We start from the raw sequence: 15,435 nt of genomic DNA on the forward strand, positions 1-15,435 counted from the left end.
AGGCGGCCGTACCGTTGGCGCCGGCGTGGTTGCCAAGATCATCGAATAATATCGGTTGATCTTCCCCTCTCAGGCCGGCATAATGGTCGGCCTGATTTTGCTTCAGGCCAGTAGCTCAATTGGCAGAGCGGCGGTCTCCAAAACCGCAGGTTGGGGGTTCGATTCCCTCCTGGCCTGCCAGATTTCCCAAGTAAATCTGGCTTTTCTTCACGAGATTCCTAACAGATGAATGCCAAGGCAGAAGCCAAAGAATCACGTTTTGATCTCTTGAAATGGCTCTTGGTTGCCGTTCTGGTTGTGGTTGCCGTTGTGGGCAATCAGTACTTTTCGGCTCAACCAATCCTGTATCGCGTTCTCGGTATTCTCGTTCTGGCGGTGATCGCTGCTTTCCTGGCTCTGCAAACGGCCAAGGGGCAGGCCTTCTTTAGTCTTGCTAAGGAAGCGCGCGTCGAGATTCGCAAGGTCGTATGGCCGAGTCGTCAAGAAACAACTCAGACCACGCTGATCGTGGTCGCGGTAGTGCTGGTAATGGCGCTGCTGCTGTGGGGGCTCGATTCCCTGCTGGGTTGGTTGGTTTCCATGATTGTAGGTTAAGGGTGCGCCGTGGCTAAGCGTTGGTACGTTGTGCATGCATACTCGGGCTACGAGAAGCATGTCATGCGCTCGCTGATCGAGCGTGTCAAGCTTGCTGGCATGGAAGAAGAGTTCGGCGAGATTCTGGTTCCCACCGAAGAAGTGGTGGAGATGCGGAACGGCCAGAAGCGCAAGAGCGAGCGCAAATTCTTCCCTGGCTATGTGCTGGTTCAGATGGAAATGAACGAAGGTACCTGGCACCTGGTGAAGGATACCCCGCGCGTCATGGGCTTCATCGGCGGGACTGCCGACAAGCCGGCTCCGATCACCGATCGTGAGGCTGATGCAATCCTGCGTCGCGTGGCCGATAGCGGGGACAAGCCCAAGCCGAAGACCCTGTTCGAGCCGGGCGAGACCGTTCGTGTCATCGATGGTCCTTTCGCCGACTTCAATGGTGTCGTCGAAGAAGTTAACTACGAGAAGAGCCGGATCCAAGTGGCCGTGCTCATCTTTGGCCGCTCTACCCCGGTGGAGCTGGAGTTCAGTCAGGTCGAAAAGGTCTAGCTGAAAACGCATCCCTCACCCCGCAGCCCAAGGCTGCGGGGTTTTGTCGTCACTGGGATAAACGCGAAAGCAACCGGGGAGCCTTCAGGCGCTTGTACCCGAATTTGGAGTAGCAAATGGCTAAGAAAATCCAGGCTTATATCAAGCTGCAAGTAAAGGCCGGTCAGGCCAACCCGTCGCCGCCGGTCGGCCCTGCCCTGGGTCAGCACGGCGTGAACATCATGGAATTCTGCAAGGCGTTCAACGCCAAGACCCAAGGCCAAGAGCCGGGCCTGCCGACTCCTGTGATCATCACCGTTTACAGCGACCGTAGCTTCACCTTCGAAACCAAGAGCACCCCGGCTGCCGTCCTGCTGAAAAAGGCAGCTGGCATCACCAGCGGCTCCGCTCGTCCGAACTCCCAGAAAGTCGGCACCGTTACCCGTGCCCAGCTGGAAGAGATCGCCAAGACCAAGCAGGCTGACCTGACCGCTGCTGATCTGGACGCTGCTGTACGTACCATCGCTGGCTCCGCGCGCAGCATGGGCCTGAACGTGGAGGGTGTGTAATGGCTAAGCTGACCAAGCGCCAGAAGGCGATTGCCGAGAAAGTAGTTGCCGGCAAGCAGTACAGCTTCGAAGAGGCCGCCAAGCTGCTGGCCGAGCTGTCCACCATCAAGTTCAAGGAGTCCGTGGACGTTGCCGTGAACCTCGGCGTCGATCCGCGTAAATCCGACCAGGTCGTTCGTGGCGCCACCGTCCTGCCGAACGGCACCGGCAAGAGCGTCCGCGTTGCCGTCTTCACCCAGGGTCCGGCTGCCGAAGCCGCTCTGGCTGCCGGCGCCGACAAGGTGGGTATGGACGAGCTGGCTGCCGAAATGAAAGGCGGCGACCTGAACTACGACGTCGTCATCGCTTCCCCGGATGCCATGCGTGTCGTCGGTCAGCTGGGCCAGATCCTCGGCCCGCGTGGTCTGATGCCGAACCCGAAAGTCGGCACCGTGACTCCGGACGTCGCTACCGCCGTGAAGAATGCCAAGGCTGGTCAGGTACGTTTCCGTACCGACAAGAACGGCATCATCCACAGCTCCGTCGGTAAGGTCGATTTCGAACCGGCCAAGCTGCAGCAGAACGTTGAAGCACTGCTGGCTGACCTGAAGCGCCTGAAGCCGTCCTCGTCGAAAGGCGTGTACGTCAAGCGCGTGACCCTGAGCACCACCATGGGTCCGGGCCTGCAGATCGACCTGGCTTCCCTGGAAGCCTAAGTGAAATCGTGCAGCGGGTTCTGCCCGCTGCACAGGTATTGGGGTCCCTGCCTGGCGGGGGCTATCCAAGACCGTAGGTGGCGCAAGCCTTAAACCACAAGCCTACGCAGATGGTGCTCCCGATTCGGTTACCGAATCAGACACCAAAACGACGTCCGGCCCCGGCTGGACGAAACGGTAACATCCAGGAGTAAACCCGTGGCAATTAAACTCGAAGACAAGAAGGCCATCGTCGCTGAAGTCAACGAGGCTGCCAAAGCTGCCCTGTCCGCTGTCGTGGCCGATGCCCGTGGCGTGACCGTAGGCGCCATGACCGGACTCCGTAAAGAGGCCCGCGAAGCTGGTGTGTACGTGAAAGTCGTACGTAACACCCTGCTCAAGCGCGCCGTTGAAGGCACCCAGTTCGACGTGCTCAACGACGTGTTCAAAGGCCCGACCCTGATCGCTTTCTCCAACGAACATCCGGGCGCTGCCGCTCGTATCTTCCGTGAGTTCGCCAAGGGTCAGGACAAGTTCGAGATCAAGGCGGCTGCCTTCGAGGGTCAGTTCCTCGCAGCCAATCAGATCGACGTACTGGCAAGCCTGCCGACCTACGACGAAGCCGTATCGCAGCTGATGAGCGTGATTCAGGGCGCTACCAGCAAGCTGGCTCGTACTCTGGCGGCCATTCGCGACCAGAAAGAAGCTGCTGCCGCCTAAGTCGGCTCGCAAGCGCTTTCAATCTTATTTGTTTAATACGATGGCCGCAGGCCGTCCCCCAATACAGGAATTAGAGTCATGGCTCTGACCAACGAAGACATCATCAACGCCGTATCCGAAATGTCCGTCATGCAAGTGGTCGAACTGATCAAGGCGATGGAAGAGAAGTTCGGCGTTACCGCTGCTGCCGCTACCGTTGCCGCTGCTGGCCCGGCTGCTGCCGCTGCCGAAGAGCAGACCGAGTTCACCATCGTCCTGGCCGAAGCTGGCGACAAGAAAGTGAACGTGATCAAGGTCGTTCGCGAACTGACCGGTCTGGGTCTGAAAGAAGCCAAGGCTGTCGTAGACGGCGCTCCGGGCGTGGTGAAGGAAGGCGCTTCGAAAGAAGAGGCCGAAGCCGCCAAGAAAGCCCTGGAAGAAGCAGGCGCCAAAGTCGAGCTCAAGTAAGCGACGACCTTGCGTCTACAGCCCGAGCGTCAAGCGAAAGGCTGATGGCTGGTGGCTTTTGCCACCGGCCTTTTTCCGTTATGGGTGGACTCGCCTCGGGCGTTCCACCCACGACGTGAAAGTGCCCCGAGTGGGCAATGCAGGCCAAGGGGTCTGCAAGATTTTCCGGCTGCTCCCGTCGGAGACGCCAAACAAGCAGGTGACCAAGCTGGGGAACGCTGATGGCTTACTCATACACTGAGAAAAAACGTATCCGCAAGGACTTTAGCAAGTTGCCGGACGTCATGGATGTGCCGTATTTGCTGGCCATCCAGCTGGATTCCTATCGCGAATTCCTGCAGGCTGGCGCAACCAAGGAGCAGTTCCGCGATATCGGTCTGCACGCGGCCTTCAAGTCCGTTTTCCCGATTATCAGCTATTCCGGCAATGCTGCCCTGGAATACGTCGGCTACCGTCTGGGTGAGCCGGCATTCGATGTCAAGGAGTGCGTGCTGCGCGGCGTGACCTTCGCCGTACCGCTGCGCGTGAAAGTTCGCCTGATCATCTTCGACCGCGAGTCGTCGAACAAGGCGATCAAGGACATCAAGGAACAAGAAGTCTACATGGGGGAAATCCCCCTGATGACCGAGAACGGTACCTTCATCATCAACGGTACCGAGCGTGTCATCGTCTCCCAGCTGCACCGTTCCCCGGGCGTGTTCTTCGACCACGACCGTGGCAAGACCCACAGCTCCGGCAAGCTGCTGTACTCCGCGCGGATCATTCCTTACCGCGGTTCCTGGCTGGACTTCGAGTTCGATCCGAAGGACTGCGTGTTCGTCCGTATCGACCGTCGCCGCAAGCTGCCGGCCTCGGTACTGCTGCGCGCGCTCGGCTACAGCACCGAAGAGATCCTCAACGCCTTCTACGCGACCAACGTCTTCCACATCAAGGGCGAGACCCTGAACCTGGAACTGGTCCCGCAGCGTCTGCGCGGTGAAGTCGCGAGCATCGACATCAAGGATGGCAGCGGCAAGGTGATCGTGGAGCAGGGGCGTCGTATCACTGCCCGCCACATCAACCAGCTGGAAAAGGCTGGCGTGAGCCAGCTGGAAGTGCCGTTCGACTACCTGATCGGCCGTACCATCGCCAAGGCGATCGTGCATCCGGCTACCGGCGAGATCATCGCCGAGTGCAACACCGAGCTGACCCTCGACCTCCTGGCCAAGGTGGCCAAGGCCCAGGTCGTGCGCATCGAGACTCTGTACACCAACGACATCGACTGCGGTCCGTTCATCTCCGACACCCTGAAGATCGACAACACCAGCAACCAGCTGGAAGCCCTGGTCGAAATCTACCGGATGATGCGTCCGGGCGAGCCGCCGACCAAGGAAGCTGCCGAGACCCTGTTCGGCAACCTGTTCTTCAGCGCCGAGCGTTACGACCTGTCGGCCGTGGGCCGGATGAAGTTCAACCGCCGTATCGGTCGTACCGAGATCGAAGGTCCGGGCGTCCTGAGCAAGGAAGACATCATCGATGTGCTCAAGACCCTCGTCGACATCCGTAACGGCAAGGGCATCGTCGATGACATCGACCACCTGGGCAACCGTCGCGTCCGTTGCGTCGGCGAAATGGCCGAGAACCAGTTCCGCGTGGGCCTGGTGCGCGTCGAGCGCGCGGTCAAGGAACGCCTGTCCATGGCCGAAAGCGAAGGCCTGATGCCGCAGGACCTGATCAACGCCAAGCCGGTGGCTGCCGCGATCAAGGAGTTCTTCGGTTCGAGCCAGCTGTCGCAGTTCATGGACCAGAACAACCCGCTTTCCGAGATCACCCACAAGCGCCGCGTCTCCGCGCTCGGCCCGGGCGGTCTGACCCGTGAGCGTGCGGGCTTCGAGGTTCGTGACGTACACCCGACCCACTACGGCCGCGTGTGCCCGATCGAAACCCCTGAAGGTCCGAACATCGGTCTGATCAACTCCCTGGCGACCTACGCCCGCACCAACAAGTACGGCTTCCTCGAGAGCCCGTACCGCGTGGTCAAGGACAGCCTGGTAACCGACGAGATCGTGTTCCTGTCGGCGATCGAAGAAGCCGACCACGTCATCGCCCAGGCTTCGGCGACCCTCAACGAGAAGGGTCAACTGGTGGACGAACTGGTGGCCGTGCGTCACCTGAACGAATTCACCGTGAAGGCGCCGGAAGACGTGACCCTGATGGACGTGTCGCCGAAGCAGGTCGTTTCCGTCGCTGCCTCGCTGATTCCGTTCCTCGAGCACGATGACGCCAACCGCGCACTCATGGGCTCGAACATGCAGCGTCAGGCCGTGCCGACCCTGCGTGCCGACAAGCCGCTGGTGGGTACCGGCATGGAGCGCAACGTGGCGCGCGACTCCGGCGTCTGCGTCGTGGCTCGCCGTGGCGGTGTGATCGACTCGGTCGATGCCAGCCGTGTCGTGGTTCGCGTGGCGGATGACGAAGTCGAGACCGGCGAAGCGGGTGTCGACATCTACAACCTGACCAAGTACACCCGTTCCAACCAGAACACCTGCATCAACCAGCGTCCGCTGGTGAGCAAGGGTGACGTGGTCGCGCGCGGCGACATCCTGGCCGACGGTCCGTCCACCGACATGGGCGAACTGGCCCTGGGCCAGAACATGCGCGTAGCGTTCATGCCCTGGAACGGCTTCAACTTCGAAGACTCCATCTGCCTGTCCGAGCGCGTGGTCCAGGAAGATCGTTTCACCACGATCCACATCCAGGAACTGACCTGCGTCGCTCGTGACACCAAGCTCGGCCCAGAGGAAATCACCGCGGACATCCCGAACGTGGGCGAGGCCGCGCTGAACAAGCTGGACGAAGCCGGTATCGTCTACGTCGGCGCCGAAGTGCAGGCCGGTGACATCCTGGTCGGCAAGGTCACTCCGAAAGGCGAGACCCAGCTGACTCCGGAAGAGAAGCTGCTGCGCGCGATCTTCGGTGAGAAGGCGTCCGACGTGAAGGACACCTCCCTGCGTGTGCCGACCGGCACCAAGGGTACCGTCATCGACGTTCAGGTCTTCACCCGCGACGGCGTCGAGCGCGACTCCCGCGCTCTGTCCATCGAGAAGATGCAACTCGACCAGATCCGCAAGGACCTGAACGAAGAGTTCCGCATCGTCGAAGGCGCGACCTTCGAGCGTCTGCGTGCCGCCCTGGTCGGTGCCAAGGCTGAAGGTGGCCCGGCGCTGAAGAAGGGTACGGAGATCACCGACGACTACCTCGACGGTCTCGAGCGCGGCCAGTGGTTCAAGCTGCGCATGGCGGACGACGCCCTGAACGAACAGCTGGAGAAGGCCCAGGCCTACATCAGCGATCGTCGCCAGCTCCTGGACGACAAGTTCGAGGACAAGAAGCGCAAGCTGCAGCAGGGCGACGACCTGGCTCCGGGCGTGCTGAAGATCGTCAAGGTCTACCTGGCGATCAAGCGTCGCATCCAGCCGGGCGACAAGATGGCCGGCCGTCACGGTAACAAGGGTGTGGTCTCGGTGATCATGCCGGTGGAAGACATGCCGCACGATGCCAATGGCACCCCGGTCGACATCGTCCTCAACCCGCTGGGCGTACCGTCGCGTATGAACGTCGGTCAGATCCTCGAAACCCACCTGGGCCTCGCGGCCAAGGGGCTGGGCGAGAAGATCAACCGCATGCTCGAAGAGCAGCGCAAGGTCGCCGAACTGCGTAAGTTCCTGCACGAGATCTACAACGAGATCGGCGGTCGCGAGGAAAACCTCGACGAGCTGGGCGACAACGAGATCCTCGCGCTGGCCAAGAACCTGCGCGGTGGCGTACCGATGGCGACCCCGGTGTTCGATGGCGCCAAGGAACGCGAGATCAAGGCCATGCTGAAGCTGGCCGACCTGCCGGAAAGCGGCCAGATGCGTCTGTTCGACGGCCGTACCGGCAACCAGTTCGAGCGTCCGACCACCGTCGGCTACATGTACATGCTCAAGCTGAACCACCTGGTGGACGACAAGATGCACGCCCGTTCCACCGGCTCGTACAGCCTGGTTACCCAGCAGCCGCTGGGTGGTAAGGCACAGTTCGGTGGTCAGCGCTTCGGTGAGATGGAGGTGTGGGCGCTGGAAGCCTATGGCGCGGCGTACACCCTGCAGGAAATGCTGACGGTCAAGTCGGACGACGTGAACGGCCGGACCAAGATGTACAAGAACATCGTGGACGGCGATCACCGCATGGAGGCCGGCATGCCCGAGTCCTTCAACGTTCTGATCAAAGAGATCCGTTCGCTCGGCATCGACATCGAACTGGAAACCGAATAACACGTGACGCTAGACGGTGCGGCTGGTCAAGGCCGGTCGCACCGGGTCCGTGAGGAGGAAAGGCCTTGAAAGACTTGCTTAATCTGTTGAAAAACCAGGGTCAAATCGAAGAGTTCGATGCCATCCGTATTGGCCTGGCTTCGCCCGAGATGATTCGTTCCTGGTCTTTCGGCGAAGTTAAAAAGCCGGAAACCATCAACTACCGTACCTTCAAGCCGGAGCGCGACGGCCTGTTCTGCGCCAAGATCTTCGGCCCGGTGAAGGACTACGAGTGCCTGTGCGGCAAGTACAAGCGCCTCAAGCACCGCGGTGTGATCTGCGAGAAGTGCGGCGTGGAAGTCGCCCTGGCCAAGGTGCGCCGCGAGCGCATGGGCCACATCGAGCTGGCTTCGCCGGTTGCCCACATCTGGTTCCTGAAGTCGCTGCCGTCCCGTATCGGCCTGCTGCTGGACATGACCCTGCGCGATATCGAGCGCGTGCTCTATTTCGAGAGCTACGTGGTGATCGATCCGGGCATGACCACCCTGGAAAAGGGCCAGCTGCTGAACGACGAGCAATACTTCGAGGCCCTCGAAGAGTTCGGTGACGATTTCGATGCTCGCATGGGCGCCGAAGCCGTTCACGAACTGCTCAACGCCATCGATCTGGAGCACGAGATCGGCCGCCTGCGCGAAGAGATTCCGCAGACCAACTCGGAAACCAAGATCAAGAAGCTGTCCAAGCGCCTGAAGCTGATGGAAGCCTTCCAGGGCTCCGGCAACAAGCCTGAGTGGATGGTCCTGACCGTCCTGCCGGTGCTGCCGCCGGACCTGCGTCCGCTGGTTCCGCTGGATGGCGGTCGCTTCGCGACTTCCGACCTGAACGACCTGTATCGTCGGGTGATCAACCGTAACAACCGTCTGAAGCGCCTGCTCGACCTGGCCGCTCCGGACATCATCGTGCGCAACGAAAAGCGCATGCTGCAGGAAGCCGTCGACGCCCTGCTCGACAACGGCCGTCGCGGTCGCGCCATCACTGGCTCGAACAAGCGTCCGCTGAAGTCGCTGGCCGACATGATCAAGGGCAAGCAAGGTCGCTTCCGTCAGAACCTGCTCGGCAAGCGCGTGGACTACTCCGGTCGTTCCGTGATCACCGTGGGCCCGACCCTGCGCCTGCACCAGTGCGGTCTGCCGAAGAAGATGGCCCTGGAGCTGTTCAAGCCGTTCATCTTCGGCAAGCTGGAAGGTCGTGGCATGGCCACCACCATCAAGGCCGCCAAGAAAATGGTCGAGCGCGAGCTGCCCGAGGTCTGGGACGTTCTCGCCGAAGTTATCCGCGAGCATCCGGTTCTCCTGAACCGTGCGCCGACCCTGCACCGTCTGGGCATCCAGGCGTTCGAGCCGGTCCTCATCGAAGGCAAGGCGATCCAGCTGCACCCGCTGGTCTGCGCCGCGTACAACGCCGACTTCGACGGTGACCAGATGGCCGTCCACGTTCCGCTGACCCTCGAGGCCCAGCTGGAAGCGCGCGCGCTGATGATGTCCACCAACAACATCCTGTCGCCCGCCAACGGCGAGCCGATCATCGTTCCGTCGCAGGACGTGGTAATGGGTCTGTACTACATGACCCGTGAAGCGATCAACGCGAAGGGCGAGGGCATGGCCTTCGCCGACCTGCAGGAAGTCGACCGCGCCTACCGCAGCGGCCAGGCGTCCCTGCACGCTCGCGTGAAAGTGCGCATCAACGAAAAGATCAAGGGTGAAGACGGCCAACTGACCGCCAATACCCGTATCGTCGACACCACCGTCGGCCGCGCGCTGCTGTTCCAGGTCGTTCCGGCCGGCCTGCCGTTCGACGTGGTCAACCAGTCGATGAAGAAGAAGGCGATCTCCAAGCTGATCAACCACTGCTATCGCGTGGTGGGTCTGAAGGACACCGTCATCTTCGCCGACCAACTGATGTACACCGGTTTCGCCTACTCGACCATTTCCGGCGTGTCCATCGGCGTCAACGACTTCGTCATCCCGGACGAGAAGGCGCGGATCATCAACGCCGCCACCGACGAAGTGAAGGAGATCGAGAGCCAGTACGCCTCCGGCCTGGTAACCCAGGGCGAGAAGTACAACAAGGTGATCGACCTGTGGTCGAAGGCCAACGACGAAGTGTCCAAGGCGATGATGGCCAACCTCTCGAAAGAGAAGGTCGTCGATCGCGAGGGCAAGGAAGTCGACCAGGAGTCCTTCAACTCCATGTACATGATGGCTGACTCGGGTGCGCGGGGCTCCGCGGCCCAGATCCGTCAGCTGGCAGGTATGCGTGGCCTGATGGCCAAGCCGGACGGCTCGATCATCGAGACCCCGATCACCGCGAACTTCCGTGAAGGCCTGAACGTACTCCAGTACTTCATCTCCACCCACGGTGCTCGTAAGGGTCTGGCGGATACCGCGCTGAAGACCGCGAACTCCGGTTACCTGACCCGTCGTCTGGTCGACGTGGCCCAGGATCTGGTAGTGACCGAGATCGATTGCGGTACCGAGCACGGCCTGCTGATGTCGCCGCACATCGAAGGCGGCGACGTGGTCGAACCGCTCGGCGAGCGCGTGCTCGGCCGTGTGATCGCGCGCGACGTGTTCAAGCCGGGCAGCGACGAGGTCATCGTGCCGGCCGGCACCCTGATCGACGAGAAGTGGGTCGACTTCCTCGAAGTGATGAGCGTCGACGAAGTGGTGGTGCGTTCCCCGATCACCTGCGAAACCCGTCATGGCATCTGCGCCATGTGCTACGGCCGCGACCTGGCCCGTGGCCATCGCGTCAACATCGGCGAGGCGGTCGGTGTCATCGCTGCCCAGTCCATCGGTGAGCCGGGCACCCAGCTGACCATGCGTACCTTCCACATCGGCGGTGCGGCCAGCCGGACCTCCGCGGCCGACAACGTCCAGGTGAAGAACGGCGGTACCATCCGCCTGCACAACCTGAAGCATGTGGTTCGTGCCGACGGCGCGCTGGTCGCGGTTTCCCGTTCCGGCGAACTGGCGGTTGCCGACGACTTCGGTCGCGAGCGCGAGCGCTACAAGCTGCCGTACGGTGCGGTGATCTCGGTCAAGGAAGGTGACAAGGTCGACCCGGGCGCCATCGTCGCCAAGTGGGACCCGCACACCCACCCGATCGTCACCGAGGTGGACGGTACCGTGGCCTTCGTGGGCATGGAAGAGGGCATCACCGTCAAGCGTCAGACCGACGAACTGACCGGCCTGACCAACATCGAAGTGATGGATCCGAAGGACCGTCCGGCTGCCGGCAAGGACATCCGTCCGGCCGTGAAGCTGATCGATGCCGCGGGCAAGGACCTGCTGCTGCCGGGTACCGACGTACCGGCGCAGTACTTCCTGCCGGCCAACGCCCTGGTCAACCTGACCGACGGCGCCAAGGTGAGCATCGGTGACGTTGTCGCGCGTATCCCGCAGGAAACCTCGAAGACCCGTGACATCACCGGTGGTCTGCCGCGCGTTGCCGACCTGTTCGAGGCTCGTCGTCCGAAAGAGCCTTCGATCCTGGCGGAAATCAGCGGCACCATCTCCTTCGGCAAGGAGACCAAGGGCAAGCGCCGCCTGGTCATCACGCCGAACGATGGCAGCGATCCGTACGAGGAGCTGATTCCGAAGTGGCGTCACCTGAACGTGTTCGAAGGCGAACAGGTGAACCGCGGCGAAGTCATCTCCGACGGTCCGAGCAACCCGCACGACATCCTGCGCCTGCTGGGCGTGAGCTCGCTGGCGAAGTACATCGTCAACGAGATCCAGGACGTCTACCGTCTGCAGGGCGTGAAGATCAACGACAAGCACATCGAGACCATCCTGCGTCAGATGCTGCGCAAGGTCGAAGTCAGCGAGTCCGGCGACTCCAGCTTCATCAAAGGCGACCAGGTGGAACTCACCCAGGTGCTGGAAGAGAACGAACAGCTCGGTACCGAGGACAAGTTCCCGGCCAAGTACGAGCGGGTTCTGCTGGGTATCACCAAGGCCTCCCTGTCGACCGAGTCGTTCATTTCCGCGGCGTCGTTCCAGGAGACCACCCGCGTCCTCACCGAGGCGGCGGTCACCGGCAAGCGCGACTTCCTGCGTGGTCTGAAAGAGAACGTGGTCGTGGGTCGCCTGATCCCGGCCGGTACCGGTCTGGCTTACCACAGCGAGCGCAAGCGTCAGCGCGACCTCGGCAAGCCGCAGCGTGTGAGTGCCAGCGAGGCGGAAGCCGCACTGACCGAAGCGCTGAACTCGAGCGGTAACTAAGCATCAACGACAAGCCCCGGCTATCCCGATAGCCGGGGCTTTGTCTTGACGGTGTACAAGAACCTCTTTACTATTTTGTACCCCGAAAATTGGCAGGGCGCACGCTCTGTCATTTCGTTTGTGTGTCGTAAGACAATCAGTGGAGCTATAGATGGCAACTATCAACCAGCTGGTGCGTAAGCCGCGCAAGCGCATGGTCGACAAGAGCGACGTGCCTGCGCTGCAAAACTGCCCGCAACGTCGTGGCGTATGCACCCGCGTATACACCACCACGCCGAAAAAGCCGAACTCGGCACTGCGTAAGGTATGCCGTGTACGTCTGACCAACGGTTTCGAGGTTTCCTCGTACATCGGTGGTGAAGGTCACAACCTGCAAGAGCACAGCGTAGTGCTGATCCGTGGCGGTCGTGTAAAGGACCTTCCGGGTGTGCGTTACCACACCGTGCGCGGTTCGCTGGACACCTCGGGTGTCAAAGACCGTAAGCAGGGTCGTTCGAAGTACGGCGCCAAGCGTCCGAAGTAATAGCGTTTTTATATTTATCTGAGTCGATAAGAGTAAGGTCGGGCGTAACTTGACTGTTATGGTCCCGGGCTAACCTGAAGACCGTTTGAGGGCTTATCAATGCCAAGACGTCGTGTAGCGGCCAAGCGTGAAGTGCTGGCTGATCCGAAATACGGAAGCCAGATCCTGGCCAAGTTCATGAACCACGTGATGGAAAGCGGCAAGAAAGCCGTTGCCGAGCGTATCGTTTACGGTGCGCTGGACAAGGTGAAGGAACGCGGCAAGGCCGATCCCCTGGAAACCTTCGAAAAAGCTCTCGATGCCATCGCTCCGCTGGTCGAAGTGAAGTCCCGCCGCGTAGGTGGTGCGACTTACCAGGTTCCGGTCGAAGTCCGTCCGTCCCGTCGTAATGCCCTGGCCATGCGTTGGCTGGTGGACTTCGCCCGCAAGCGTGGCGAGAAGTCCATGGCTCTGCGCCTGGCTGGCGAGCTGCTGGATGCCGCTGAAGGCAAGGGCGCAGCAGTCAAGAAGCGTGAAGACGTGCACCGTATGGCAGAGGCCAACAAGGCCTTCTCGCACTACCGGTTCTAATCGCGCTGCCCAACCCCCGAGGACCTTATTGTGGCCCGTACTACACCCATCAACCGCTACCGTAATATCGGTATCTGTGCCCACGTTGACGCGGGCAAGACCACCACCACGGAGCGGGTTCTGTTCTATACCGGCGTCAACCACAAGCTGGGCGAAGTGCATGACGGCGCTGCGACCACCGACTGGATGGTGCAGGAGCAGGAGCGCGGTATCACCATTACCTCCGCTGCCGTTACCACCTTCTGGAAGGGTTCGCGCGGTCAGTACGACAACTATCGCGTAAACGTCATCGACACTCCCGGCCACGTAGACTTCACCATCGAGGTGGAGCGTTCCCTGCGTGTACTGGACGGCGCTGTCGTGGTGTTCTGTGGCACCTCCGGCGTAGAGCCGCAGTCGGAAACCGTATGGCGTCAGGCCAACAAGTACGGCGTACCGCGCATCGTCTACGTCAACAAGATGGACCGCCAGGGCGCGAACTTCCTGCGCGTCGTCGAGCAGATCAAGAAGCGCCTGGGTCATACCCCGGTTCCGGTCCAGCTCGCCATCGGCGCTGAAGAGAACTTCGTCGGTCAGGTCGACCTGATCAAGATGAAGGCCATCTACTGGAACGATGACGACAAGGGCATGACCTACCGCGAGGAAGAAATTCCTGCGGAGCTCAAGGACCTGGCCGAAGAGTGGCGTTCCAGCATGGTCGAGGCTGCGGCCGAAGCCAACGAAGAGCTGATGAACAAGTACCTCGAAGAGGGCGAGCTCTCCGAAGCCGAGATCAAGGAAGGCCTGCGTCTGCGCACCCTGGCGTGCGAGATCGTTCCGGCCGTCTGCGGTTCCTCGTTCAAGAACAAGGGCGTTCCGCTGGTTCTCGATGCCGTCATCGACTACCTCCCGGCTCCGACCGAGATCCCTGCGATCAAGGGCGTCAGCCCGGACGACGAGACCGTCGAAGACGAGCGTCATGCCGACGACAACGAACCGTTCTCGTCCCTGGCGTTCAAGATCGCTACCGACCCGTTCGTCGGTACCCTGACCTTCGCCCGCGTTTACTCCGGCGTCCTGAGTTCCGGCGACTCCGTCCTGAACTCGGTGAAAGGCAAGAAAGAGCGCGTCGGTCGGATGGTGCAGATGCACGCCAACCAGCGTGAAGAGATCAAGGAAGTGCGCGCAGGCGACATCGCTGCCCTGATCGGCATGAAGGACGTCACCACCGGTGACACCCTGTGCTCGATCGAGAAGCCGATCATCCTCGAGCGCATGGACTTCCCCGAGCCGGTAATCTCGGTCGCTGTAGAGCCGAAGACCAAGGCTGACCAGGAGAAGATGGGTATCGCCCTCGGCAAGCTGGCCCAGGAAGACCCGTCGTTCCGTGTCAAGACCGACGAAGAGTCCGGTCAGACCATCATCTCCGGCATGGGCGAGTTGCACCTGGACATCATCGTCGACCGCATGAAGCGCGAGTTCGGTGTCGAGGCCAACATCGGCAAGCCGCAGGTTGCCTACCGTGAGACCATCACCAAGGACAACGTGGAGATCGAAGGCAAGTTCGTTCGCCAGTCCGGTGGTCGCGGTCAGTTCGGTCATTGCTGGATCCGTTTCTCGGCCGCGGACGTGGACGAGAAGGGCAACATCACCGAAGGCCTGGTGTTCGAGAACGAAGTCGTGGGCGGTGTGGTTCCGAAGGAATACATCCCGGCGATCCAGAAGGGTATCGAAGAGCAGATGAAGAACGGCGTCGTTGCCGGCTATCCGCTCATCGGCCTGAAGGCTACCGTTTTCGATGGTTCCTACCATGACGTCGACTCCAACGAGATGGCGTTCAAGATCGCTGCTTCCATGGCGACCAAGCAGCTGGCCCAGAAGGGCGGCGGCAAGGTGCTCGAGCCGATCATGAAGGTAGAGGTGGTGACTCCTGAGGACTACATGGGTGACGTGATGGGCGACCTGAACCGTCGTCGTGGTCTGATTCAGGGGATGGAGGACACGGTTTCCGGTAAGGTTATTCGTGCCGAGGTTCCGCTGGGTGAGATGTTCGGTTATGCGACCGACGTGCGTTCCATGTCCCAGGGTCGCGCGAGCTACTCCATGGAATTCTCCAAATACGCCGAAGCTCCGTCGAACATCGTCGAAGCGCTGGTTAAAAAACAAGGTTGATTCAGCCCTTTAAGTAAGAGGTTTACTGTCGTGGCTAAGGAAAAATTCGAACGTAACAAACCGCACGTCAACGTCGGCACCATCGGTCACGTTGACCATGGCAAG

General features: G+C 60.9%; 11 protein-coding genes, 1 tRNA gene and 1 pseudogene. All 13 read left to right on the forward strand.

Annotated elements, in window-relative coordinates:
• The first annotated feature begins 104 nt into the window (after nt 1-104).
• Nucleotides 105-180 (forward strand) — tRNA-Trp (locus tag LT948_RS32615).
• Nucleotides 181-225: 45 nt separating this feature from the next.
• Nucleotides 226-594 carry a preprotein translocase subunit SecE gene (gene secE / locus LT948_RS32620; protein WP_003108030.1) on the forward strand — a complete coding sequence of 123 codons (369 nt, stop codon included), beginning with the start codon at nt 226-228 and terminating at the stop codon, nt 592-594.
• A 9-nt stretch (nt 595-603) separates the two neighbouring features.
• On the forward strand, nt 604-1,137 hold the full coding sequence (gene nusG / locus LT948_RS32625) for a transcription termination/antitermination protein NusG (RefSeq protein WP_003108028.1): 534 nt from the start codon (nt 604-606) through the stop codon (nt 1,135-1,137).
• A 116-nt stretch (nt 1,138-1,253) separates the two neighbouring features.
• Nucleotides 1,254-1,685, forward strand: coding sequence for a 50S ribosomal protein L11 (rplK, locus tag LT948_RS32630; protein WP_003093751.1), 432 nt, complete (start codon nt 1,254-1,256; stop codon nt 1,683-1,685).
• Nucleotides 1,685-2,380: a 50S ribosomal protein L1 gene (rplA, locus tag LT948_RS32635; RefSeq protein WP_003093749.1), complete on the forward strand. Its 696-nt coding sequence runs from the start codon at nt 1,685-1,687 to the stop codon at nt 2,378-2,380. The genes rplK and rplA overlap by 1 nt, the downstream gene beginning before the upstream one ends.
• 198 nt (nt 2,381-2,578) lie before the next feature.
• Nucleotides 2,579-3,079, forward strand: a complete 501-nt coding sequence (rplJ, locus tag LT948_RS32640; RefSeq protein WP_003093748.1) for a 50S ribosomal protein L10 — start codon at nt 2,579-2,581, stop codon at nt 3,077-3,079.
• A gap of 78 nt (nt 3,080-3,157) precedes the next feature.
• Nucleotides 3,158-3,526, forward strand: a complete 369-nt coding sequence (gene rplL, locus LT948_RS32645; protein ID WP_003093747.1) for a 50S ribosomal protein L7/L12 — start codon at nt 3,158-3,160, stop codon at nt 3,524-3,526.
• Nucleotides 3,527-3,747: 221 nt separating this feature from the next.
• Nucleotides 3,748-7,821, forward strand: a complete 4,074-nt coding sequence (gene rpoB, locus LT948_RS32650) for a DNA-directed RNA polymerase subunit beta (RefSeq protein WP_003093746.1) — start codon at nt 3,748-3,750, stop codon at nt 7,819-7,821.
• Nucleotides 7,822-7,886: 65 nt separating this feature from the next.
• Nucleotides 7,887-12,086 (forward strand): DNA-directed RNA polymerase subunit beta', encoded by a 4,200-nt coding sequence (rpoC, locus tag LT948_RS32655; protein ID WP_003093745.1) that lies wholly within the window; start codon nt 7,887-7,889, stop codon nt 12,084-12,086.
• Nucleotides 12,087-12,237: 151 nt separating this feature from the next.
• Nucleotides 12,238-12,609 (forward strand): 30S ribosomal protein S12, encoded by a 372-nt coding sequence (gene rpsL, locus LT948_RS32660; RefSeq protein WP_003093744.1) that lies wholly within the window; start codon nt 12,238-12,240, stop codon nt 12,607-12,609.
• A 99-nt stretch (nt 12,610-12,708) separates the two neighbouring features.
• Entirely contained in the window at nt 12,709-13,179 is a 471-nt protein-coding gene (gene rpsG / locus LT948_RS32665) for a 30S ribosomal protein S7 (protein ID WP_003093742.1), read from the forward strand.
• Between the two features lie 30 nt (nt 13,180-13,209).
• Nucleotides 13,210-15,330, forward strand: a complete 2,121-nt coding sequence (gene fusA / locus LT948_RS32670; protein WP_003093741.1) for an elongation factor G — start codon at nt 13,210-13,212, stop codon at nt 15,328-15,330.
• Nucleotides 15,331-15,360: 30 nt separating this feature from the next.
• Nucleotides 15,361-15,435: pseudogene (locus LT948_RS32675) on the forward strand (GTP-binding protein); the annotation flags it as partial.

Source organism: Pseudomonas sp. CP-1, from assembly GCF_021213715.1.
In the GTDB taxonomy this organism is placed as follows: domain Bacteria; phylum Pseudomonadota; class Gammaproteobacteria; order Pseudomonadales; family Pseudomonadaceae; genus Pseudomonas; species Pseudomonas aeruginosa.

Excerpts from the sequence above, each read along its gene's own strand:
- secE (WP_003108030.1), top strand. The coding sequence starts at position 226 with ATGAATGCCAAGGCAGAAGCCAAAGAATCACGTTTTGATCTCTTGAAA.
- rplK (WP_003093751.1), top strand. The coding sequence starts at position 1,254 with ATGGCTAAGAAAATCCAGGCTTATATCAAGCTGCAAGTAAAGGCCGGT.
- rplA (WP_003093749.1), top strand. The coding sequence starts at position 1,685 with ATGGCTAAGCTGACCAAGCGCCAGAAGGCGATTGCCGAGAAAGTAGTT.
- rplL (WP_003093747.1), top strand. The coding sequence starts at position 3,158 with ATGGCTCTGACCAACGAAGACATCATCAACGCCGTATCCGAAATGTCC.
- rpoB (WP_003093746.1), top strand. The coding sequence starts at position 3,748 with ATGGCTTACTCATACACTGAGAAAAAACGTATCCGCAAGGACTTTAGC.
- rpsL (WP_003093744.1), top strand. The coding sequence starts at position 12,238 with ATGGCAACTATCAACCAGCTGGTGCGTAAGCCGCGCAAGCGCATGGTC.
- rpsG (WP_003093742.1), top strand. The coding sequence starts at position 12,709 with ATGCCAAGACGTCGTGTAGCGGCCAAGCGTGAAGTGCTGGCTGATCCG.